Origin of the sequence: Gilliamella sp. W8136 (assembly GCF_016101285.1) — a bacterium.
Taxonomy (GTDB): domain Bacteria; phylum Pseudomonadota; class Gammaproteobacteria; order Enterobacterales; family Orbaceae; genus Gilliamella; species Gilliamella apicola_N.
Genome location: NZ_JACFQU010000018.1, coordinates 42,056 through 65,050, shown reverse-complemented (window position 1 = coordinate 65,050; position 22,995 = coordinate 42,056). Strand labels below are relative to the sequence as shown.

The 22,995-nt window shown below is 30.9% G+C and carries 20 protein-coding genes; 4 read left to right on the top strand and 16 right to left on the bottom strand.

Annotated elements, in window-relative coordinates; translation table 11 throughout:
- Position 1 precedes the first annotated feature (1 nt).
- The 5 genes from gshA to rlmC form a co-directional block, all read right to left on the bottom strand.
- Positions 2 to 1,564 (bottom strand): glutamate--cysteine ligase, encoded by a 1,563-nt coding sequence (gene gshA, locus H3T96_RS12500; RefSeq protein WP_144092943.1) that lies wholly within the window; start codon positions 1,562 to 1,564, stop codon positions 2 to 4.
- Positions 1,565 to 1,856: 292 nt separating this feature from the next.
- Positions 1,857 to 2,381, bottom strand: a complete 525-nt coding sequence (locus H3T96_RS12495) for a HugZ family protein (protein ID WP_086327764.1) — start codon at positions 2,379 to 2,381, stop codon at positions 1,857 to 1,859.
- A 57-nt stretch (positions 2,382 to 2,438) separates the two neighbouring features.
- Positions 2,439 to 4,088 (bottom strand): ABC transporter ATP-binding protein/permease, encoded by a 1,650-nt coding sequence (locus H3T96_RS12490; RefSeq protein WP_186279281.1) that lies wholly within the window; start codon positions 4,086 to 4,088, stop codon positions 2,439 to 2,441.
- Positions 4,089 to 4,203: 115 nt separating this feature from the next.
- Positions 4,204 to 6,399 (bottom strand): TonB-dependent hemoglobin/transferrin/lactoferrin family receptor, encoded by a 2,196-nt coding sequence (locus H3T96_RS12485; RefSeq protein ID WP_186279282.1) that lies wholly within the window; start codon positions 6,397 to 6,399, stop codon positions 4,204 to 4,206.
- Between the two features lie 319 nt (positions 6,400 to 6,718).
- Positions 6,719 to 7,861, bottom strand: a complete 1,143-nt coding sequence (gene rlmC / locus H3T96_RS12480; protein ID WP_144092949.1) for a 23S rRNA (uracil(747)-C(5))-methyltransferase RlmC — start codon at positions 7,859 to 7,861, stop codon at positions 6,719 to 6,721.
- Between the two features lie 216 nt (positions 7,862 to 8,077).
- Here rlmC and map point away from each other — a divergent pair, with 216 nt between their 5' ends.
- Complete coding sequence (gene map, locus H3T96_RS12475; RefSeq protein ID WP_065737055.1) at positions 8,078 to 8,866, top strand: type I methionyl aminopeptidase; 789 nt, start codon at positions 8,078 to 8,080, stop codon at positions 8,864 to 8,866.
- Between the two features lie 253 nt (positions 8,867 to 9,119).
- On the opposite strand, the gene H3T96_RS12470 is transcribed toward map, so the two are convergent.
- Positions 9,120 to 9,989: a co-chaperone YbbN gene (locus H3T96_RS12470; RefSeq protein ID WP_144092951.1), complete on the bottom strand. Its 870-nt coding sequence runs from the start codon at positions 9,987 to 9,989 to the stop codon at positions 9,120 to 9,122.
- A 27-nt stretch (positions 9,990 to 10,016) separates the two neighbouring features.
- Complete coding sequence (locus H3T96_RS12465; RefSeq protein ID WP_144092953.1) at positions 10,017 to 10,787, bottom strand: SDR family oxidoreductase; 771 nt, start codon at positions 10,785 to 10,787, stop codon at positions 10,017 to 10,019.
- Between the two features lie 101 nt (positions 10,788 to 10,888).
- On the opposite strand from H3T96_RS12465, the gene H3T96_RS12460 reads away from it, so the two are divergent.
- Positions 10,889 to 11,581 (top strand): 5'-methylthioadenosine/adenosylhomocysteine nucleosidase, encoded by a 693-nt coding sequence (locus tag H3T96_RS12460; RefSeq protein ID WP_144092955.1) that lies wholly within the window; start codon positions 10,889 to 10,891, stop codon positions 11,579 to 11,581.
- 27 nt (positions 11,582 to 11,608) lie between these two features.
- Here the strand turns inward: H3T96_RS12460 and rnd are convergent, their stop codons facing one another.
- Together rnd and H3T96_RS12450 are read right to left on the bottom strand one after the other, a co-directional pair.
- The gene (rnd, locus tag H3T96_RS12455; protein WP_144092957.1) at positions 11,609 to 12,691 is read right to left on the bottom strand and encodes a ribonuclease D; all 1,083 of its coding nucleotides are present in this window, start codon (positions 12,689 to 12,691) and stop codon (positions 11,609 to 11,611) included.
- Positions 12,692 to 12,702: 11 nt separating this feature from the next.
- On the bottom strand, positions 12,703 to 13,872 hold the full coding sequence (locus tag H3T96_RS12450) for a metallophosphoesterase (protein WP_144092959.1): 1,170 nt from the start codon (positions 13,870 to 13,872) through the stop codon (positions 12,703 to 12,705).
- Between the two features lie 71 nt (positions 13,873 to 13,943).
- Here H3T96_RS12450 and cmoA point away from each other — a divergent pair, with 71 nt between their 5' ends.
- A complete protein-coding gene (cmoA, locus tag H3T96_RS12445) occupies positions 13,944 to 14,675 on the top strand; it encodes a carboxy-S-adenosyl-L-methionine synthase CmoA (protein WP_198248664.1) in 732 nt (243 codons plus the stop codon).
- A 33-nt stretch (positions 14,676 to 14,708) separates the two neighbouring features.
- The gene (cmoB, locus tag H3T96_RS12440; protein ID WP_144092963.1) at positions 14,709 to 15,677 is read left to right on the top strand and encodes a tRNA 5-methoxyuridine(34)/uridine 5-oxyacetic acid(34) synthase CmoB; all 969 of its coding nucleotides are present in this window, start codon (positions 14,709 to 14,711) and stop codon (positions 15,675 to 15,677) included.
- A gap of 390 nt (positions 15,678 to 16,067) precedes the next feature.
- On the opposite strand, the gene H3T96_RS12435 is transcribed toward cmoB, so the two are convergent.
- The 7 genes from H3T96_RS12435 to H3T96_RS12405 form a co-directional block, all read right to left on the bottom strand.
- On the bottom strand, positions 16,068 to 16,493 hold the full coding sequence (locus tag H3T96_RS12435; RefSeq protein ID WP_144092965.1) for a hypothetical protein: 426 nt from the start codon (positions 16,491 to 16,493) through the stop codon (positions 16,068 to 16,070).
- Positions 16,494 to 17,017: 524 nt separating this feature from the next.
- Entirely contained in the window at positions 17,018 to 17,224 is a 207-nt protein-coding gene (locus H3T96_RS12430) for a hypothetical protein (protein WP_025315619.1), read from the bottom strand.
- 174 nt (positions 17,225 to 17,398) lie between these two features.
- Positions 17,399 to 17,698, bottom strand: coding sequence for an HAD family hydrolase (locus tag H3T96_RS12425; protein ID WP_370545736.1), 300 nt, complete (start codon positions 17,696 to 17,698; stop codon positions 17,399 to 17,401).
- Between the two features lie 60 nt (positions 17,699 to 17,758).
- Positions 17,759 to 18,280, bottom strand: a complete 522-nt coding sequence (locus H3T96_RS12420) for an SMI1/KNR4 family protein (RefSeq protein WP_144092969.1) — start codon at positions 18,278 to 18,280, stop codon at positions 17,759 to 17,761.
- A 1,149-nt stretch (positions 18,281 to 19,429) separates the two neighbouring features.
- A complete protein-coding gene (locus H3T96_RS12415; protein ID WP_144092971.1) occupies positions 19,430 to 19,753 on the bottom strand; it encodes a hypothetical protein in 324 nt (107 codons plus the stop codon).
- Positions 19,754 to 19,781: 28 nt separating this feature from the next.
- Positions 19,782 to 20,300 (bottom strand): hypothetical protein, encoded by a 519-nt coding sequence (locus H3T96_RS12410; protein WP_039129112.1) that lies wholly within the window; start codon positions 20,298 to 20,300, stop codon positions 19,782 to 19,784.
- Positions 20,301 to 20,982: 682 nt separating this feature from the next.
- Positions 20,983 to 21,804 carry a hypothetical protein gene (locus H3T96_RS12405; protein WP_144092973.1) on the bottom strand — a complete coding sequence of 274 codons (822 nt, stop codon included), beginning with the start codon at positions 21,802 to 21,804 and terminating at the stop codon, positions 20,983 to 20,985.
- Positions 21,805 to 22,995 lie beyond the last annotated feature (1,191 nt).

Here is a 22,995-nt window from a genome sequence, read left to right as displayed (position 1 = left end):
TTTAAATATTGGTTTTTTGTTTTACATACTCATCAAAGGATAAGGTATCACTTTGCTCTTTTTTCTTTTGTTTTTCAATAGACAAAATACGTTGTTGAACAAAATCGCTATCAGTCAATATTGCTAAAGGTTCTGCTAAGAGTTGTTTTTTATATTGAGATGCAAGTACTAAACCAAATTTAGAAGTGCCTAAATCGCTAATAGCTTCAAGCGTTCTAGCAGATAAAGTTAATTCAGGTTGGTCAAACATCACGTCTAACTTTTCACAAACCTTTCGATATTGTCGATGCTCGTCATTATGATCCAAAACATCGGCGACTCTAAGCAAATCTTTAAACAAATTATGCCCAACTTTAGATAATGGTTCCCGATAACTATCACAGCCCATGCCTATTTCCAAACCAGGCTTACGCCCTTCCATGATTACTCGATTCCAATTTACTTTAGAACACTCAAGTTCTTCACTACTCATTTCTGGTGCAGGAGCTAATGCACACCAAATTAAGAAAAGATCAATAAAACGAATTTGTTCTTCGGTAATACCAATAGGTGAAAAAGGATTGATATCCAACGCTCGAACTTCAATATACTCAATACCGCCACGCATAAGTGCATCAGATGGCGATTCCCCAGATCTTGGTACCCGTTTAGGGCGAATAGGTGCATAAAACTCATTTTCAATCTGTAATACATTATCATTCAATTGACGATAATGGCCATTTACTTTGACACCCAATTTACTAAATTGTGGTGACTTGGTATGTGTGGCTCGTTTAAGACCTTCAACATAAGTATCTAAATGATTAAATGTTATACCTAACTGCTTTTGTGCATCATTTGTGTAGCCAATATCACTTAGTCTTAATGACGTTGCATAAGGTAAATAACAATTTCCGTTTGTTTGTTCAATAAAAGCTTTCGCTTTTTCTGGGTTTTGAATAAATGAAGAACATATAGATGGAGAGGCGCCGAATAAATAAGGAATAACCCACCCAAAGCGATAATAGTTACGGATTAAAGTAAAATAGCCTTCAGAAATAACGGCTCTACCTTCTTCAGTATTTTTTACACCATCTCTAGCTTGCCAAAATGCCATTGGCAATGAAAAATTATAATGAACCCCTGAAATAGTTTGCATCATTGCGCCATAACGGTTTTTTAAACCTTCACGATACACCGTTTTGAAACGCCCTTCATTTGATGATCCATATTGTGCCAAAATAATGTCATCTTCGTTTGCGACAAAACATGGCATACTTAAAGGCCACATCAATTCATCGCCAATATTAACACTAGCATAATGATGCAAGTCACGTAAAAATGTTAACATATAATCAATATTGGTATTAACTGGCGTAATGAATTCAAGTAGTGATTCAGCAAAATCGGTTGTGATCCAAGGGTGAGTGAGCGCCGAGCCTATATTAGCTGGAAAAGGTGTTTTTGATAAGGAACCATCAGGTAAAATACGCAAAGTTTCTCGCTCAACACCGCGTTGAATGCCTTGTAAAATTGTATAATGTTTTTCTAACCAGCTAAGTGCTTTAGAAACATCAGGTATCATAATTTTGCGTTTCCTTAATTGAGATTGATTTTTGCCATATTAACATAAATTACAGCCTATCATGGGCTATTTTTATAATATGCAATCAATAAATTAATATTTATTCATCTTTAAAGATAAACTTCACTATTATATTCATAATAGAGCTGTTAATTAAAAATTATCAGATAAACATATATTTTATATTTAAATAAAAACATAATAATCTGTAGAGGGCAATTTTTTCGAAAATAATAAGAGTCAATAGAGTTGATAATTCACCTACTCTATTGATTTAAAATTTCATTATAGTTTAACTATCACTTTGCTTTTTTTGGTTAGCAACATAATCTTCATCGACAGGTGTGACAATTTTATTCTTGTGATCAATAAGATAGGTTTTACCAAAACCAATAACAATGCGTCCTGATGTTGGTGTAATTTTGAATAAGTTAAAATCATTCATCTCACAAAGCATATAAACCATCTTGCTCACCCGTTTAGCAAGCTGATCGATTACTTTCTCAAAAGTTGGTGAATTTTTATCAACAATTTCAGCTGTTGCTTGAGAACTCAGACGTCTACGAGCATAAATATTTTTTGTCTTAGATTCATCATCAATAATAATAAAAGAAATTTGAGGATTGATTTTCATATTTTGACTATGTGGTGCTAAATCAGAAATAAGAACATAATAATCACTTCCATCAAAGAAATAAGGTGAATAACTGGTTTCAACCCCTCCATCTTTATTTATAGTCGATAGTATGACTGTTAACACGGATTCATGTAAGCTATCTAATGTATCTTGAACGTTATTAGTTTTGGATTCTGCCATAAAAACTCCTTATTTAATTTAACTTTTATTTTTTTACTTAATCTGTTATTTCTTTTTTTATAATATTAATTGATTGCATTGTTTGAAATAAGACGATATATCCGAATGAGAAATTATAATAAAACTACTATTTGTTAAGTTAGTTTGTAACAATTTTAGTAATTGATGTTCAGAATGTTTATCTAATGCATTTGTTGTCTCATCCATAAATATCCAATCAGGTTTATGCAATAAAATCCGCGCTATCACTAAACGCTGTTTTTCACCTCCAGATAGTCTATTTAAATCGTAATCTAGTAATTTTTTTTCAATATCTTGAGCTAAAAAACCTACCTCTGTTAAAATTTGTTTAATACTGTCTAGATCCTTTTCTAATAAAGGGTTAGGATAAGCCACTGCATGAGCTAATCCTCCCATAGGAAAATAAGGATTTTGTGATAAAAAGAGTTTATTAGCTTTTGGTAACTCAATATAACCTTCATAGTAGGGATAAATTCCTGATAATAATTTAAACAAGGTCGATTTACCTATTCCTGACACTCCTGACAAGATGATAGACTCCCCTTTATTTAATCGCAGTTCGGGTACTTTAAGCAAAACTTTACCACTTGGATTTTTTATAATTAGATTATTTATTAATAAAGTATCGGTATCTTTTTCAAATTGCCTTTGTTGGTTATGCATATCAGCTATCAATCTTGCACGATTAATAAACTGACATAAACGGTGGCTACAGGCAGTCAGCTCAGCTAAATTATTATAATTGAAAATAAACCACGATAAATTAACCACCACATTACTAAATGTCTTACTAATTTGCATTAATGATCCAAGGCTAACTTTGCCAATTAGGTAAATAGGTAAAGCAAAAAAAGTGGGTATTTGTAAAACAGTAAGATTATAAGGTCGAGTAAAACAACCTAAAAATAACTGTCGTTTAATTAACTGATACCAATTTGTCATGATGTCACTAAAATGCTGATCGAATATCTCTCTTTCAACTTTTTCTCCATTTAATAAGGCTATCGGTTCTTTTGATTCTCTAAATCGAGTTAAAGCAAAACGGTAATCCGCTTCTTTATGTTGTTGTTGAATTAATAAAGATTTCAAAGGATTACCAAGCCAATGGGTCAGGTAAGAACAGATAATGACATATATTGGTGCTAACCAAACCATATAGTGTGAAAGACTAATATCAAAACCCAATAGATTAAACGATAAAACGAAGTTATCTGTAATTTGCCATAGCAATATAAAATACGTAACCAGACCGATGAGTTGAGTGATAAAAGAAAACCCCTCATTGGTTAATTTATCAACAAACAACTGACAATCTTCAGCAATGCGTTGTTCAGGATTATCTATTTCACCTTGTTTATTATTCAAAAACCAATAGGTTTTATTATTTATCCAATGATCTAAGATCGTATCATTAAGTACTTTACGCCATATAATAACGGTCATTTTTCTTAAATAATCTGACATTAAAAAAGTAATGGCACCTAGGATTGTTAATAAAATAAAAACGCCAATTTGATTCACTACTTCTTGTAAATTATATTTTTCCAGTGCATTGTAGAAATTTTTATTCCAACCAATCATCTCCAAACTAATTTTGATTAAAACAATTTTTAAACTTATCACAATGAAAGCGTAACAAAATCCCCATTTACCTTGCTTAGTTTTGGTGCAGAGTTTTATAAGCAAAAAAATATTTCTTAATGTTTGCAAAACTTTTACTCTCAATAAATAACTATTGTTAAAAACCTCCTACTCTGCTTTTTAATCAGAAACGGTGGCTTTGCTATATTCAGACGATCTTTTAAAAATTTACTACCACATCAACAGTGAAAGTTCTTCCCGGTGCTGTTTGTAGCTCAATCGGATTGGTTACTTTTACATTATCTTGTGGATTTTTATAATATGTACTAAACATTGGCCACTTAAAGTAACGTCGATCGAAAATATTTAAGACTGATGCCCTAAAAGTAATATTTTTACTAGGATGCCAATTAAGATACGCATCATAAATAGCATATCCTTTAGGTTTGAATACTTCATCGTTAGATGAACTATCTTTTGACACACGTGTCACAGCTTTAGAGAACGTTCCAACTATTTCAGTATCAAAATTGTATTCTGGATGATGCCATTTAAGACCAATAGTGCCTTGTAAAGGCATTGCTTCATTAAAATATGACTTCTTTTCACCAGGTGTTTCCTGTTTTTTACCATGTTGATAAGATGCGGAAGTATTTAAAGTCCAGTTATTTGAAAACCGCCACTCAGCCGATGATTCCAATCCCCAAAGATTTACTCTTGATAAATTTTTATATGTATAATCTTTAGGGCCAACACGAATAAAGTTTTTAATATAATTACTATAGTCAGCTTTAAAGGCACCAAAGCTAAACCAACCATTGGTATAATCGCCCCTTAATCCTGCTTCGTAGGATTTAACTTTTTCTGGTTTTAAATTAGGATTAGGGATCAAATTCATCGATACCGATGGCAAAGAAGTATATAACTGTTGAGCTGTTGGCATTTTAAAGCCTTCAGCATAACGGGCATAAATTGAATATTGATCTGTAAGGTTGAATAAAGTTCCTAATTGAGGAATCAAGCGATGAGAAGTTAATTTACGAGGTTCTTTTCCTTTAATAACAGCATAATAACTATCAATATCAGGTTTAATTTTATAAGTAGCATAACGTAAACCAGGTTTAACTTTTAAACGTTCCGTAAATATATGAAACTCATCTTGCAAATAAATATCTGCTCGCTGAGTTTTAGAATTAGCAAAATTGAATCCACCTCCAATGGTAGTTATACCATTTTTTGTACTTTTATTACGGTAATCGCTGTGGGTAATATCACCTTGAAATCCATACACTAAATCATGATCAACATTCAAAAAATCCAAGTTTGAATTGAATTGTAAATCAACTTGCCAAAATTTCTCTTTATAATCATTTGTGGTATAGGTATAGATTGGATTACGCTTTCTATCGATTTGATCACGACGAGATTTTAGATAACGTTCTTGAGGAGAATAAGAGATCATTGTTTTGATTTGATCGATAAAAGGCAAAGCGGGTGACCATGAGTCTTCTATAGCATAACGCTTTCTTGTCTGTATTTGAGTTCTTCTATAATCACCATTAAAAGTACCAGAAGATTGTAAACCATAATCGTATAACTGTTGAACAAAAGAATTAGAGCGGAAATTTTCAAAAGTTAATTTTGTCTCACGATTATCATTATGATAAACCAGTTTTGACAACATATTTTCAGCTTTTGCATCTAACGGATTGAGTTTATTACATCTAATTGCGTTTTCGCCTCGAGGACATCCCCATATCCCCCCATTCGCTTTAGCTTTTTTTAGCTTTGTTTCTTGATAGTCACGTCGACTAAAACTGATAAGTGCTTCTAAATTTGGCATTAATTCTAATGCTAGCATACCTGTTTTTGTATTCTGCTTATTTAAGCTATCATAAGCACCTTTAATTTGTACTGCATAAGCTTTACCTTTCAATAAATCATTAGGATCTAATGTTTTGAATGCAACAACTCCACCTAATGCATCCGCTCCCCATAAAACTGAACCCGGTCCCCGCACGATTTCAACAGTTTTAATTGTCGATAAATCGATAAAATTACGATTACCGTCTTGCAAACCTTCGATTACTCTTGCACCATCAACCTGTAATTGCACCCGATTTCCAGCCATCCCTCTAATTCTGATTCCACCCAAATTACCATAAGGATCGGTCCCTGATGTTTGTCTATTTACCGAAATACCGGGAAGATAACGGACTAAATCTTCCATTGTTGTCATTTGATGATCATCAATGGTCTTTCTACTTATGATATCGACAGTTTCTGGAATGGTTAATTTAGCTTTTTTTTGCCGACTTGCTGTCACAGTTATTGTTTCTAATTCATCGTTATCCGCCAATACCGGCAAAGAGATTGAAGCAATTACAAAAGTTAAAAAGATATTATTTACTCTCATCCATACACCATAAAACATATTAAAACTTATAAAGTATTGCTCCAATATTTGATGTTTATCATATTTATTGCGCTAATCTAACAAATTTACTTAAAGCGATCAATGATAATAATTATTACTAACATTTAATAATGATTATCATTAGTATTTATATTGAACGTTTTTAATATTAAATGAGATAACGAGATTTAGATTTATTATCGAGGGACAGCTAAGTAAAATTGAGTTATCAAAATGAGATTGTTATTACTAAAAAATTTATAACAAATCACAAATAGAAAATTGATTAGCCATTATCGACTAATCAAAATAGAATTAATTATTTTTTCGCTAATAAAACTAAAATTTCCATATGTGATGTATGAGGGAACATATCAAATAGTTGAACCTTTACTATTTGATAATTGGATAAAAAGGTTAGATCCTCGGTTAACGAAGTCAAATTACAACTGGAATATAAAATATAGTTTGGTTTAACATTTTCTAAATATTGCATCAAATCTTTACCTGCTCCACGACGAGGAGGATTAAGTAAAACTAAATCAGGTATATCTTGCGTTGCAATGGCGTACTGTGTTGCATCCAGTGATTTGAATGTCAAATGTTTAAAATCTAAAGTATTTGCTGTTTTTGATGCGCACTCAATAGCATCAGAATTAATTTCGATACCTGTTAATTTAATACCATTTGATGCGGCATTATTGACACAACTCAAACCAAACCCGCCTACCCCACAAAAGAGATCCCAAATAGAGTTAATTGGCAGAGTTGCAACCCACTCGCTTGCTGTTTTATAAAGATTTTCCGCGATATAAGTATTCGTTTGAAAAAAACTTTTGGACTTAATATACAGTGGAATATGATTTAATGTCATAGGTAAAAAAGCATTATGAGTTAGAACAATTTCTTGTTCACCTTCTAAAATTGCTGCATGCTTAGGTTGAATATTAATTGAAACAACAAGTAAATTTTGAATCTTCTCTTGCAACTGTTTATAGGTATCTCTGATTTTTTTAACGAATTTATCTGATTTTACAACAAACCTTAACATATATTTATGTTCGCCTGCACTGACGCTCTCGTTGATAATTACAAATTTCAATTCGCCTTTTCGCTTATTGATATTATAAGGAACTAAACCCTGTTTCCGAATGTAACTACGAACTATTTTAAGGATGCTTTGCATACTGTGGGTATAAAGAGGACAATCACACAAATCAACAGTTTCATCAGCATTTTGAATACCTAATACTGGTTTTTCAACGGTTCCAAGCACAGCCATTTTAGCTTTATTACGGAAAGCTGCCTCGCGACTCGCAAATGGAGATTTAACATCTAATGGTTTAAAAGGAATTAATTGTTCTAAAATTTCATTTTGTTTAATTTCAAGTTGAGTTGGATAAGAATAGTCAATCCACTGACAAGATGAACATTTATTTTGTTGATAATAACTACATTGCATCACTATATAACCTTTATTTATAATCAATAATTATATACTTAAACCATGCTAATAAATATTAGTTTTCAATTTTATACTAAAACGTACCCTTAACCTGAAACTTCTTTACAAAAAAATTAGGTATTTAATTCACACAACTAATTTATTAATCGCGATGATTTGACGAAACAATGGTATATGATAGGATATTGCCATGAAAATTACAGGAACACTCTAATGTCTATTAAATTAAAAACCCCCGCTGAAATTGAAAAAATGCGTGTAGCAGGAAAACTTGCTGCTGAAGTATTAGAAATGATTGAACCCTATGTAAAACCAGGTATTAGTACTGGTGAGCTTGATAAAATCTGTTACGATTATATTGTTAATGTTCAAAAAGCTATACCTGCCAATATTGGTTATAGTGGTTATCAACATACTACTTGTATTTCAATCAATGATGTCGTTTGTCATGGTATTCCAAGTTTTGATAAAAAATTAAAAGATGGCGATATTTTAAATATTGATGTAACTGTTATTAAAGATGGTTATCATGGTGATACGTCCCGAATGTACATAGCGGGTAAACCCACTGTTGCTGGAGAAAAACTTTGCCAAGTTACCCAACAAAGCTTATATGAAGCAATAAAAATTATCAAACCTGGTATTCGTTTAAAAGAAATTGGTAAGACAATCCAAAAATATGTTGATAAATTTGGTTTTTCATCAGTCCGTGAATATTGTGGTCATGGTATCGGCGAAGTGTATCACGACGAACCGCAAGTACTGCATTACGATGCTGATGATGGTGGTGTGATTTTGAAATCAGGAATGACATTTACCATTGAACCAATGGTGAATACTGGTGATTGGCGAACACGCACAATGAAAGACGGCTGGACAGTGAAAACTAAAGATCATGGTCTTTCTGCTCAATATGAACACACCCTTTTAGTGACGGATAATGGTGTTGAAATTTTAACATTGCGTAGCAATGAAGACTTTCCACGAATTATTGAACATTAAATAGAGAAAGATTCAACAATTTTATTATTGTTGAATCTCCTCATTTCTCAAAATTTATCCAATACTCTTAGATTCGAGTTTTTTTCCTCTAATTTCTTGTTTAATTCATCAACTTTACTTTTATATATTTTTTCTTTCAAAATTTTAATATAAGGTTGCCATAGTTGATGAGAATAACAATCAAGGCTCAATATAGAAAGTAACCACATTAACATGCGTAGCCAAAATCGTTTATACTTTGGTTTCATAAAAATTAATATAAAAGTGTATAAAGTTTACGGCGATAAGCACTTGCTAAAGGATTACTTGTTCCAAGAGCAGCAAGCAGATCTAGTAATGTTTTTTTCACCTGTCCATCCCCAGCATTTAGATCATGGGTTAATGGTTTAAATAACAATTCTAGTGCTTCTTCATGTCGCCCTACTTGCATTAATTGTGATGATAATTGAATCATAAGTTCTACATTATCAGGTTGTTTGGCAAGTTCAGCTTGTAATTGTTGAAGTTCAGGCGAATTGGCTGCTTGCTCAAGCAATTCAATTTCAGCTTGCAATCCATGAAAATCAGAGTCTTGATCTTGCAGAGGAATTGTTGCTAATACCTCTTTAGCTTCACTAAGCTGTTTTTGTTCTATTTGAGCTTTAACTAACATTAAGGCGATATCTGTTCTTGGTTTACCTAAATGATCGGTTAATGTTTTCCATGCTTGTCTTAATAATGGTAAAGCCTGTTCATATTTGGCTTCATTAAACAAATTTTGTGCTTCAATCCATTTAAGTTCATCTTCATTTGGTAGAACTTTCTCTAAAAACGCTCTAATCATTTCTTCTGGTTGTTGACCTTGAAAACCATCAATAGGTTGTCCATTTTGAAATAAATAAACAGTTGGGATAGCGCGTAAACCAAATTGTGCAGCTAACATCTGCTGCTCATCACAATTTACACTGGCTAATACAAACTGCCCAGGATATTCATTTGCTAAATTAGTTAATGTTTGTGTCATTGCTTCATAATTTGGGCTTCTAGGAGACCAAAAATAAAACAACACTGGATATTTAGAAGAGATTTCTATAACCTCTTGAATATTTTGCTCATTAACATCAAAAATGAATTGGTTTTGCATAATATGTCCTAGTAATATGATGAGTTATTATTTGTTCTTTAAAATTTTATCCATTAATCTATCTGGAAGCAAACGTTTAGCAATGGCTGCAATTTTAGTTACTTTTGTTACCCTGTAACGTATTTTGGGTTTCGGATGTTCTAACGCATGAAACAAATAGGGCAAAACAGCTTCAGGAGGAAGAGTAAAACGTTTTGCAATCGGCGGATTTTTAACAATATTTTCTTTTTCTGTTTGATTAACATTATTAGAGAAATAAGTTTTTAATGGCCCCGGCTCAATTAGACAAACTTTAATACCTGTGTTACTCAATTCTAATCGTAATACATCAGACCAAGCTTCTAAAGCATATTTACTTGCACTGTATGCGCCTCGACCTGGTGTAGCTATAATACCAACAATTGAACTTGTTTGAATAATTCGACCTGCATTTTGTGATAACATGGCCGGCAATAGTAGCTGAGTCAACTGATGCACACCAAAAAAATTGGTAGAAAATTGTGATTCTAACTGCTCACGATTTATCGTATTTAATCGCCCATAAACACCAAAACCAGCGTTATTGAATAATGCATATAATTTACTTTCTGTTAATGCCAATACCTCTTGTGCCGCATGAGTAACTGACTCAGGATTATCTAAATCAAGCAGAACACATTCAAATCCTTGCTCCATGAGTTTTTTTTGATCAGCTTCTTTACGGCATGAGGTAATGACACGATATCCACGTTTTTTAAGGGCAATCGCTGAAATTAAGCCAATCCCACTAGAACAACCCGTAATAAAAATCGTTTGCAACTTTGTTTGCTCCGTTATATTCAAATATTGTCAAGTTTGTTTATAGCAATTATGATAGCACAACTAAATTCAAGTTACTTATTGTAAACCAAGAGGATCAAATGAAAATTGCCATTATTGCCGCAATGGAAGAAGAAGTTGCTATACTTAAAAGCAAAATAACCCATTACCATGTAGAACGCCATTTAGAATTCGACTTTCATCTTGGCCAAATCGCAAATTGTGAAATTGTTTTACTGCAATCTGGTATTGGTAAAGTAGCTGCGGCATCTGGTACTACTTTATTATTAAATAATTATAAAGTTGATGCTGTAATCAATACGGGATCAGCAGGAGGACTCTCTTCTGAACTCAATATTGGCGATATTATTGTGTCAAAAGAGGTATTTTACCATGATGTTGACTTAACCGCTTTTGGTTATAAGCCTGGACAAATGTCCGGTTGTCCTGTTGCTTTTGAAGCCGATTCAAAGTATAAGTTATTAGCCAAAACTTGCATTAAAAAACATGGTGTTAATGCAGTTGAAGGATCAATTGGTAGTGGTGATGCTTTTATAAATGGTAAATCTAATTTAGAAAGAATAAGGCAAACTTTCCCTGACGCAATTGCGGTTGAAATGGAGGCTGCGGCAATCGGTCATGTTTGTTGGTTATATAAGACGCCATTTGTGGTAGTTCGTGCAATTTCGGATAATGGGGATAGTGAATCTGCTGTTGATTTCCAATCTTTTTTGAAAGTAGCTGCAGCTCAATCATCATTGATTGTTGAATCAATGTTAAGTGAGCTTGCTTAAAACGCCCATTACCAATATTTATAAAAGTTATAAGCCATATGGTCTAAATAAAGGCTCTCTCCAACCAGATAACAGTTCTGGTTGGCTTCCATTTTTATCTGCTTGCCATTTTACATATTGATTAATTAATCGCCGTGAAAGTAATAAATCTTGATTCAATCCAGTATGAGAACATATATCTTGGGCGATAAGTTTTAATTCATCACTAATTTTTTTGTAATTAGGGTAACTCGTCACCCTACAAATCGGCGATAATTCCGGAATAGGTTCTGACAAAATATTTAATATTTTCTGTCCATATAAACGAATTTCTTTCCCTTTCAAGCCTAAATTACCCAATTGTGCTAATGAAGTTGGCGAGTATCGGGCAATATTCCATAATGTCTTTTCATGTACAACAAAATTCAATGCTAAATCTTGTTCTTTCGCTAAATTATAACGCCAACTGGCTAATTTATATAATTGTCCTAAACTTCGCCCTTTTAATTGCCAACTGTTTTTGATATTCAAATAAGCATCATTTGGATCTATTGTTTCACATTTACGGGCGACAACCATTTGGCTCTCTTGATAGGCTGCTTCTAAATATCCTTTTGAGGTTAATTGTGCTTTTAAAATATTGACTAAAGGATACAAATACAATACATCATTAATCGCATATTCACATTGTTTATTCGTCAATGGTCTCTTTAGCCAGTCAGTTCTCGTTTCACTTTTATCGAGTTCCACCTGTAAATATTTATTAACTAAGTTTGCATAACCACTACTTAGTGGATTATCCAAAAATGAAGCCAAGATTTGGCTATCAATGATAGGTGTTGGAATAGAGCCGAACTTATGAAAAAAAACTTCAAGATCTTCGCTACAGGAATGAAAATACTTTTCAATGTTAGGATTACTTAAAATGCTTAAAAAAGCATGCCAATCAGTAATATTAATCGGATCAATGAGCGCTGCGTGCTCACCATTAAAAACTTGTAAAAGTCCTAAATGAGGATAGAACGTTCGTGTACGAACAAATTCAGTGTCCAAAGCCAAAGCAGTACTGTTTCCGATTTTTGAACAATAATCAATTAATTGCTCATTATTAACTATATATTGATAAGACAAAGTTTAAATTCCTACATAGAAAAATTAAAGAACTCAGTGGGTTTTTCATCAAATGTTACGTCAATGACGACTATTTCAGAACATGTCATTAAGCGAATTGGAGGTCCCCAAAAACCAAATCCACTACTTACAATACTGGTAAAATGCTGTTTTGTATTTTTATATATTCCATAATTATTTTTATAGATTAATTTTTCAATAAGGTTAATGGGAAATACTTGCCCAGCATGGGTATGCCCAGAAATCATTAAATCGACACCTAAATTTGCAGGTTCATTGAGATCATGTGGTTGATGATCTAACAAGATAATCGGTTCGTCGGTATTAGAAAACATGATTAAATCTGACAATGATGCTCGTTTAATATCATAATTCGATGAAGAAAAATCATCCCGACCGATGAAAGTAATACCTACGTTATCAAGATAAACGACATCATCCTTTAAAACTTTCATATCAGCGTGTTTAAAAGCATTGATAATATCTTGTTCATGATTATTTTCTTCTTTAATATTCAAATATTCATGATTACCAAAAATAATATAGGTTCCATATTTTGACTTAAATTGCTGAAATTGTTTATCAAAACCTTTTTCAGTAAAAGGTTGTAACCGTCTATCCAAAGTATCGCCAGTAATTACAATAAAATCTGCATTGAGTTGATTTACTTTATCAACCATGTCTTGAATTCTATCAGAAGAAGTCATGTCATTAATATGAATATCACTCAATTGCACAATACGCAGTTTATTGACCTTTGCCCTTTTATCAATTTTAACTTGATAGTTAACTACGCTAGGCTCTATCGCCATTTCATGACCGTAATAAAATAATGAAAAAACACCAAGAATATACACAACTTTAGTTGCTAATTGAGGTTTTAATCTTTTTTTACTGATCCAACGCCCTATATCAAAAATTAATGACATAAAAACACTGCAAATCATTATGGCACAAACAGTATTTAAGATTAGTGGTAGCCAATAAGTTGAAATGTTTTCAGATAACCTTGATAAGACAATTGATAACCCAGCCAAAATAACAACTGTCCAATAAACAATTTGGTAATAACTTGTTAAAGAAAAGTTAAACCAAAACTGCCATCGTTTTCCCAAATAGACAGCCATTAAGCCACTAATGATAATAGCTATAGAAATGGCGATGAAAGCTGTAATAGTCATAATTATCCAAACAATACAAGTCAAAAAATGTTATGATAGCAGAATTTATTTTAATAGCACCAATATGTTTTATGAATATTAAAAAAGATCAATTATTTTCAACCCCGATTGATAAATTAGGCGATTGGACATTCGATGAAAAAGTTGCTGAAGTATTTCCTGATATGGTTCAACGTTCCGTACCGGGTTATTCAAATATTATTTCCATGATTGGTATGCTCGCAGAAAGATTTGTACAACCCAATTCAACAATTTATGATTTAGGTTGTTCATTAGGAGCAGCTACTCTATCCATTCGTCGGAATGTCAATGAAAAAAACTGCCGTATTATTGCTGTTGATAATTCACAGCCAATGGTCGAACGTTGTAAAAGACATATTGAATCTTATAAAGCCAATACCCCAGTCGAAGTGATTTGTGACGATATTTGCAATATTGATATGCAAAACGCCTCAATGGTGGTACTGAATTTTACTTTACAATTTTTAACACCAGAAAACCGCCAACAAGTTTTAAATAAAATTTATCAGGCATTAAAACCTAATGGGATCTTGGTTCTATCTGAAAAATTTAGTTTTAATGATTCAACCGTTGATGAACTGCTGTTTAATATGCATCATGACTTTAAACGTGCAAATGGTTATAGCGAACTTGAAATTAGTCAAAAACGAAACATGCTAGAAAACGTCATGCTTACTGATACCATTGAAACCCATAAAAAACGTCTATCTGATGCGGGTTTTAAACATATTGATACTTGGTTTCAATGTTTTAATTTTGGCTCAATCATTGCCATTAAATAACGCATTAATTTACTTTATTAAAAGGAAAAAAGAATGATTGATTTTGGTGATTTTTACCAGATTATCGCAAAAAATAAACTGAGCAAATGGCTTGAAGTATTACCTGCACAACTTGCCAATTGGCAAAAAAGCAATATTGATAACCGCTTTAATCAATGGCTCAACAGTATTAAACATCTACCTACGATTAAACCTTATCAAATTGATCTATTAAATAGTGTAACGGTAGAAAGTGAACAACCGATTTCAATCGGTGACCAACAACGTATTACTCAATTGCTTAAAAATATGATGCCTTGGCGTAAAGGCCCTTTTCATCTTTATGGTATTAATATCGATACTGAGTGGCGTTCAGATTGGAAATGGGAACGATTGATTCCTCATATTAATAATCTTGCAGGACAAACAGTTTTGGATGTGGGATGTAATAGTGGTTATCATTTATGGCGAATGGTTGGAGCAGGCGCTAAGCTAGCGGTTGGTATTGATCCTATGGCGCTTTACCTTTGTCAATTCGAAGCGATTCGCAAATTGTTGGGTAACGATCAACGTGCTCATTTATTACCACTTGGCATAGAAGAACTGCCTAAACTCAATGCGTTTGATACCGTATTTTCTATGGGCGTGTTATATCACAGACGTTCTCCTTTGGATCATCTATTTCAATTAAAAGATCAATTGGTTGATGGTGGGCAACTAGTACTTGAGACGTTAGTTATTGATGGTGATCTACATCAAGCTCTAATGCCAGGCGAACGCTATGCGCAAATGCGAAATGTCTATTTTATTCCATCGGTTCCAACGATGATTAATTGGTTACATAAATGCGGATTTTCTGATGTTAAGATGGTTGATAAATCAGTAACGAGTTTGGACGAACAACGTAAAACCGAATGGATGACATCAGATTCATTAGCTGATTTCTTAGATCCAAACGATTCAAGTAAAACCATTGAAGGCTACTCTGCACCAATGCGGGCAGTATTTATAGCTAAGAAATAAGATTAAGCAGCCAACCTCTCATTCTGTTGAAAAGCCCATTTTCTAAGGATGAGCGGTTAACTGATTAAATCAAATATCGTTAACTTTTAGCCCTGATAAAAAACTAAAATTAATAGTAAAAGTACTCTTTAAAACTTTCTGATTTTTATTTTTTTTATTACTTTTATAGAATGATTTATAATGCGCAAATTAGGGTTAACAATCAATAATATTCACCATTTTTATCCAGTCTACTTTAAAAAATAATGAAAACTGTAAAAAAGTTTGAGGTAAACTATACGTTTCAATATAAAATCCATTTATTGATCATTAACCAATACTTTTCGTTATCATCTATATAAGTTAATCTTCAAACAATATTTACAGTTAATTATTTGAAATTAGTTTATTTTATGGACAAATTTCATTCATTGAAAGTATTGCGGGTACAATTCGATGATCAGTATATTCAAAATGAAATAGAAAACGAATATCATAATGATTTAGTACATTAATCAAATTATCGTTATGGCAAAATTCTTGATTAAATCTTATCCGCAGATCTTCGGTAAGGTATTGGGCAAGTATGGTTTGGCTATCGGATGGGATTTTAAATTCAAATAAAATATTATTGCTATTATAGCTAATATTAGTAATTTCGGTGCCATCTGCTGTTTTGAAAGGAAATTTGCCCTTTTTACCTAATAGGGAACTTTTTGCGCTCTCGACAATCGCTGAACTTACTTTATCAACCGAAAGTATATCATCGTCGCTATAAACGGGAGAAAACACCATAATTCCAGAAAGCAATGCCATTAATTTAACCAAATTTCTCATTATTTTATCCTTTAATTCTGCTTTATCACTCTTTTTAGTAAGATGAAGTTTGTTTTGATATACCTATATCAATAGATAATAAGAGTAATATTTTATCTTTTTTAATTATTTTTAATAATTATTATTTATATAAATGAAATTTGTTAATTATCATACACAAAATTTTAGAAAAAAAGAGTATCTAACAAATTTATATTAGTCGTTTTAGTCAATATTGCTAATCAATCATTTTTGCATTGAACCTCATAAATAGAATGAAATTAAATAAAAGATAAATTTTAATTTATCTATTACGTGACATTGTCACATTTATAAATACTTGGTCATCTCTGTTTTGATGTGTTTAACCATATTTGTTAATCATTTTATCTATTAAAGTGGTAATAAATACTAATAAAACGAAAAAGCATTAAATGCCAAAGAGATCATTGGTGTAATAATAAATATTAAAGTGTGATTATATTGATTGAATAAAGGACATAAAAAAGGTAACACAATGGTTACCTTAAGATATAACTAAAAGATTATTTCTTATTTGGATGAGGATCTTTAACAGAATCACCCTGACCTGACATAATATACCAGCCATTTTTACTATGAGGTTTTTTATTATGATCTGGGCAAGGAGGTAACGATTTTTTACTCTGGTTTGAATATACATAGCCACAATCAGCACATTTAAAAGTGCCAGCTGAAGCATCACTACCGTATGCAGCAAATTTTTGTACCATTCTAAGCTCCTCCAGTAAATTAATATGAATGATAAGTACAATACTTATCACTTTTATATATAAACGCTGATCTAGCAATAAATCAAGCTAAGAAACGGTTTAATTTTGACCATTTTCATTATTTAAGCATTATTAAAATAGTTAATTTACAAAAAAATTAATTTGAGCAGCTTATCATGGATTTATATAAGTTAATTGATGCTGGTCATCAAAGCTAATCATAATTTGTCCATTAGGATGAGTTACAATTTTTACAGCCGAAAAATCAGTAATTGTGAATTGTGCACCAACACTTAATAAGTTCTCTCCCCCAATGCCAACACAATATGTACCTGCTGCTACAGCAGATTTTACGCCACTTGAGGAATCTTCAAATACAATTGTATGATTGGCTGGAATATTTAATCGCTTGATTGCCAAAAGATAAGGATCTGGATAAGGTTTACCTTTAGTGACATCGTCACGTTCTACAATTACTGAAATACATTGATAATTTATAAAAAATCTTATGTAATTTAAATAAGTTTTAATTGTTTATCTTTTCGAAAAAAGATACCAAACAATAAAAATTGCTCCGACCATGATAAAAGTTTTTACTAAACGATTTTTTATATTATTACTCATCTTTTTCATCTCAACTGCATCAATGAATTGACCAAATGATTGAATAAAATCATCAAATGAGTTAGAAACATGAGCTATCCCCTGCTCTTCATTTGACCATCGATAAATAGTCCCATAATCGTCCTCTTTTAGTGAAATTAAATAACTATCAAGGTTGTGATCGTAAGCAAAAGGTAACATGAATTGCAATTGTGGATTTTCAATCAATAATTCATTATACATTCGTGTCATAGTCGAATGGCCATATTTAATGCTATAAAAACCACTCAAATATTCACAATTATGATCATTCACTTTAGGAAAATCTCCGCCATTAAATTCATAAAAAAAATCGAGAAAATATGAAGGAATTTTCTCATCAAATAATCGATTGAATTCAATAATATCTTGGTAGGTTAATTTTTGTTGACTATTCTCAAGTATCAATGCCATTTCGTGTGTCCTTTTTAATATTAACTATTTGACTTCCTATGGTAATCACCCCATGACATATTCAATTCTGATATTAATAGTTCAATTATGCATTATTTTGCATTCCTAAAAAATATTATAAATCAGATAAATAACTAAATCCATTTTCAGTGTTAATGATGATAATTAAAAAATATTATTGTGAGTGTCTATTAGATCTTATTTCATAATAATGATCAGATGGAGAATGTTTTCACCGTTCAATGTGATTAACAGAACTGATTGTAACTGAATTGATTGTAACAGAAAACTTGGACAAATTTGGTGAATGTTGTCCGTTTTTGATTTTTTCAAGAAAATAAATATAAAGCAGTTCCATAAATTTGAGAATTTACATAAAAATTGGGATTTTGTTCACAAAGGAACATTTAAATAAAAAGTATTATTTTTCTTATAACAGTTAATTACTGATTTTCCAATATCGGATTTGGCATTTCTATAATCAAGAAAGCTATCACAATCGAAGATAAAAATTGGATATATATGTATTTTTCTTTGTTTTTATTTGCAATAAAATGACATAGTATGTGACAATTAAAGAATTTTAACCTATTTAATATTTTAACCATTTCACAAAAGTCATTATTTTAAATGTTAGCAATTTTTTAAGTCATCTCAATTTCAACATTCGATGATTCTTTAAATAATATTTTTTGATTTTCCATTATTAATTAGACAATAACGTAAAACCAATAACTAACTTTGCCAAGAAGTTTGAGGTCACACCTACGTTTAAGTATAAAATAACAAAATAACTTTAGATCTAATATTAACTATAACTATCATTTTGGATAATTGATTAGTTTAAATCTTATCGTATTTAGATATATATTCTCACAGTGATATATCCTTAAAATTATTCTAGTTATATTCATACACCGCTCTCTTGGGTACTTGCTCACCAAATCATATAATATAATATGATTTAACATTAAACTGAAATAATTGGAGATTTTATTTAAAGTTGAAAACTTTAGGCTAATATGTTCTGATTGTTGATATTATTAATCAAATGACTATAGAATCATTAAATGCAAACATCTATTTTTATTTAGTAATGGATTTAAGTGCGATTTGCAATAGGAATAATTTATTGAAAATTCGATGAATTTAATCATCATATTGTAAAAAAACATCATTTTCAAAAAAGAAAACAAAAGAATTAAATAAATCATCTGATGTTAGATTATCTAATTGATCGTTAGCTACATCAATAATACTTTCAATATCGCCTTTTTCTAATGTTGGTATCCAATTTGCTTCAATAGCTTGCTTAGGTAAATTAATCTGGTAATTATTGTCAATATCCTCATCTTCACAAAAGAATCCTATTGTATCAAGTATCCGAGATTTTGAATCAGTAGGCAGATAAAACCAATCATTTGCCATGTTTTCAATATTAATTAAGGCATCTTGTATAGATATTAAAGGCATTTTTACTCCTTAATATTTATGAATAATCCTATTTGTCTTGTTTTCTATTTTCTTTAACTAATGTATTGGGATAGATTTGAAAATAGCGCTTAAACGAAACTGGACATGTCACCAAAGGGGAATATTTTAAAGCCCAAGGTAAACTTTTAATCGGCTTGCTAAACAGTTTAATTATCCAACCATCGCTACCATTTGGGAACATAAATTTAAAACTTATGGAATTGTCATTTAGGATTTTAATATCGCCAACTTTGAAAATACTGGGTGTTAACCAACCATGCTGGCCACCAATAATAACATGATCAACTATTTTTTTACTTTGAGAATCAAGCAAATATATATACAACTCTTCGTCATAAAGTCCCATATCAATATCGATGACAAACAATAAAAGATAACGATTATTATAAAGATAAGCTGCTTTTAAATCACAAACTTCCAGTTTGTCATGAAAACAAACACCATCGACTTCAACCTGCGCACCTATTACGCCCTTTTTATTGCGAGGTAACGCCTTTAAAATAATATTGGATAGTGGTTCTATCATGATCATTTCCTAATAAATATGCCTTACTCTTATACGATAATATTAACAAAGAACTTTATCAATATAAAAGTAGAGATATTCATTATTAGAATAATCAAAATAGTAAATTAGATATTCTTATAAATAACATAGGTTACAAAAGTAAATTTACTCAATACTATACTGACAATGTTATTTTTAAAAATAAGTTAGAAAGAATGTTTATAATAATAATCTACGTTATCAATAAGGCTATAATATTCATGCAAGATTACTTTTTCAAAAACTATTGGCAAATCACATCATAATTTAGGTTTAAAAATTATTCTAATGTTTCTATTGGCAATACTGTAATTGAGATATCAGAACTAAAATTTTGATATTAAAAAATATGCCTTTTGAAGTAGTAATAATAGGGTGATTTCATTGGTTCGATTGGCAGCTTAAATTACTACTACTCTAAAAAATAAACCGAAATAAAATGAAAGAAATCTTTCCTTTTAAAATAACTACCTGAAGTTAACGAACCAATCATACCACCAATTACTTCAAAAGTTACAACAATCATCTTTCAATTAAATCTAATATCTCCATATTATCCAAACGTAACTCTATAGGATCATTAGATACATATAGTTGGCTAACAGTAACTTTTAATAAACTATATTTAGCCATTATTCTAATCTTGAACTGATAATTCTTTTTAGTCTTTTAAATTAGGCGTATACTCTCGCTCATCAATTACTTCTACCCAATCAGGTATGTTAGGGGTACGGCAATAATAGCAGGCATTAGGATCTAGTTTTTTTATTCTTTCAAATTCTGGAGTTTGCGGATCATCATAGAGTTCAGGATCGCCTGAGCGATTGAGTTTTTTAAAACGATCATGTTCTTCTGCACAATTATGCAACCAAGGTTTCGAATAACCTAAAGTAGCAAAAATTCTATTACTAATAAATGAATATCGACCATCCATTGATATAAAAATTATAATTGAAAGGAATAAAAATGAAATAAAAACCGAAATTGTAAAATCGATAAATATTGAAAAAAAACCTTCGTCAATTACAAAAAATAACATAATTATTGATACTATTAAATAACCTAATAAACACAACACACCTGAAAGAATAGAACTAAATTTTAATTTTAATAGCGTTGGTACACCGATTGAACGAGGAAAATATAATGCATGGTATTGAGGCATTCGCACTGCGTAGGATTGATATTGGTTCGAGTCAATTTGCTTAACTACCATTTCAACATAATCCCCTTCTTTAAAACTAACATGCTCTATATTCCCTAATACCTCTTTTTTACCTACATAACAATAAAAAGTTTTACCTTTTAGAGTAATACTATCTGCGGTTAATGAACCAATAATAGTAGCAATTAATTCAAAAGCCCCAATAATCATAAACCCAAATAAAGCTAGCCAACCAATATTATCCGAACGTAATTCTTTGGGATCGTCTAATACATGTAATTGACTAACTGTCCCTTTTAATAGACTATATTTTGCCATTTAAAATCCCTCTATCATCCATATCTTGTTTAATTAATTCTCAATACTCAATAATATAAAATTCATCATTTGTTGATTATACTCAATATTAAACATGCCTTTAAATACATCCTTATTAAATACTAGTGTTTGTCGTTCTAGTTTCTGATAAATATGGAATCTATCATGTTATATTAAATATTTATCTGTATGTAATGCACAACATTTAAGTATGTTTGAAGATTACCATCATTTAGTAGATAAATTTCAACTTCAAGTACAATTAGCAATAAACTTATCACACCTTTAACCCGTGTTAAACACAGACACCAAGCTACAACAATGGTAATTTATTAAACCAAAAACTTTCCCATATAAAACGGCAAAGTTCCGTTGATTAATAATTGTCTAGCCGAGACATAATGATATAGAATTTCGAAAATAATGTTTGTAAAACCTAATGACTTCAATATAACTATTTTCAACAGAATCCTGATTTGGAAAGCTTATTGACTATTGTTGAGATTATTTTAAAAAAACTATTTGTTATCCCTTATCTACTTGATGCTAACCTATTAATATACCTATAGAAAATAACCAAATTAAAATATATTTTTATTGAGAATAATATAGCTTTTATTTATTAAACTTTAACAAGTTGTTTAAATTTAATGCTGTTATTATATTTATTTTCAGTTAATAACATTTTTTTGTAATTTACTGACTAAATTATTCCGATTAATCCGTTCCGATATATTTTAAGCAAAACTGTTTTAATTTACATTAAAATAAAGGTGTCTATCATTGCGTTTTTTAAAATTAGGATGGATATAGACTAGCCTTATCATAGTTGATAATAATAAAAAAAGATTTAATTGATGGTAAATTGATCGAGTTTTATGGGGGATAACTCTTTCAGAGTATTTAACGATTATTGTTATATTCGCTTAAAGAGATCGCTTCTTGAATGTTTCTTCAACATAAATGACAAATTATGTCAGTTAATAAATTTCATATTTATTGTACCTATTTTTTTAAAAATACTTTTCTGATTTTTTATGATATTAGACATTCCAATTTTTAATTGCTGACAATATAAATAAAAATCGTACTAAAAAGCAAAAAAAACGAATAGGACTTGAACCAGTGACCAATCGATTATGAGTTTTTTGGATAGAGGTTTTAAATCAATAACTTAGTTATTAATCAATT

Bases quoted from the DNA above. Each gene is read 5' to 3' on its own strand.
- gshA (WP_144092943.1), bottom strand. From the start codon at position 1,564: ATGATACCTGATGTTTCTAAAGCACTTAGCTGGTTAGAAAAACATTAT.
- H3T96_RS12495 (WP_086327764.1), bottom strand. From the start codon at position 2,381: ATGGCAGAATCCAAAACTAATAACGTTCAAGATACATTAGATAGCTTA.
- H3T96_RS12485 (WP_186279282.1), bottom strand. From the start codon at position 6,399: ATGAGAGTAAATAATATCTTTTTAACTTTTGTAATTGCTTCAATCTCT.
- rlmC (WP_144092949.1), bottom strand. From the start codon at position 7,861: ATGCAATGTAGTTATTATCAACAAAATAAATGTTCATCTTGTCAGTGG.
- map (WP_065737055.1), top strand. From the start codon at position 8,078: ATGTCTATTAAATTAAAAACCCCCGCTGAAATTGAAAAAATGCGTGTA.
- H3T96_RS12470 (WP_144092951.1), bottom strand. From the start codon at position 9,989: ATGCAAAACCAATTCATTTTTGATGTTAATGAGCAAAATATTCAAGAG.
- H3T96_RS12460 (WP_144092955.1), top strand. From the start codon at position 10,889: ATGAAAATTGCCATTATTGCCGCAATGGAAGAAGAAGTTGCTATACTT.
- H3T96_RS12450 (WP_144092959.1), bottom strand. From the start codon at position 13,872: ATGACTATTACAGCTTTCATCGCCATTTCTATAGCTATTATCATTAGT.
- cmoA (WP_198248664.1), top strand. From the start codon at position 13,944: ATGAATATTAAAAAAGATCAATTATTTTCAACCCCGATTGATAAATTA.
- cmoB (WP_144092963.1), top strand. From the start codon at position 14,709: ATGATTGATTTTGGTGATTTTTACCAGATTATCGCAAAAAATAAACTG.
- H3T96_RS12435 (WP_144092965.1), bottom strand. From the start codon at position 16,493: ATGAGAAATTTGGTTAAATTAATGGCATTGCTTTCTGGAATTATGGTG.
- H3T96_RS12430 (WP_025315619.1), bottom strand. From the start codon at position 17,224: ATGGTACAAAAATTTGCTGCATACGGTAGTGATGCTTCAGCTGGCACT.
- H3T96_RS12420 (WP_144092969.1), bottom strand. From the start codon at position 18,280: ATGGCATTGATACTTGAGAATAGTCAACAAAAATTAACCTACCAAGAT.
- H3T96_RS12415 (WP_144092971.1), bottom strand. From the start codon at position 19,753: ATGCCTTTAATATCTATACAAGATGCCTTAATTAATATTGAAAACATG.
- H3T96_RS12410 (WP_039129112.1), bottom strand. From the start codon at position 20,300: ATGATAGAACCACTATCCAATATTATTTTAAAGGCGTTACCTCGCAAT.
- H3T96_RS12405 (WP_144092973.1), bottom strand. From the start codon at position 21,804: ATGGCAAAATATAGTCTATTAAAAGGGACAGTTAGTCAATTACATGTA.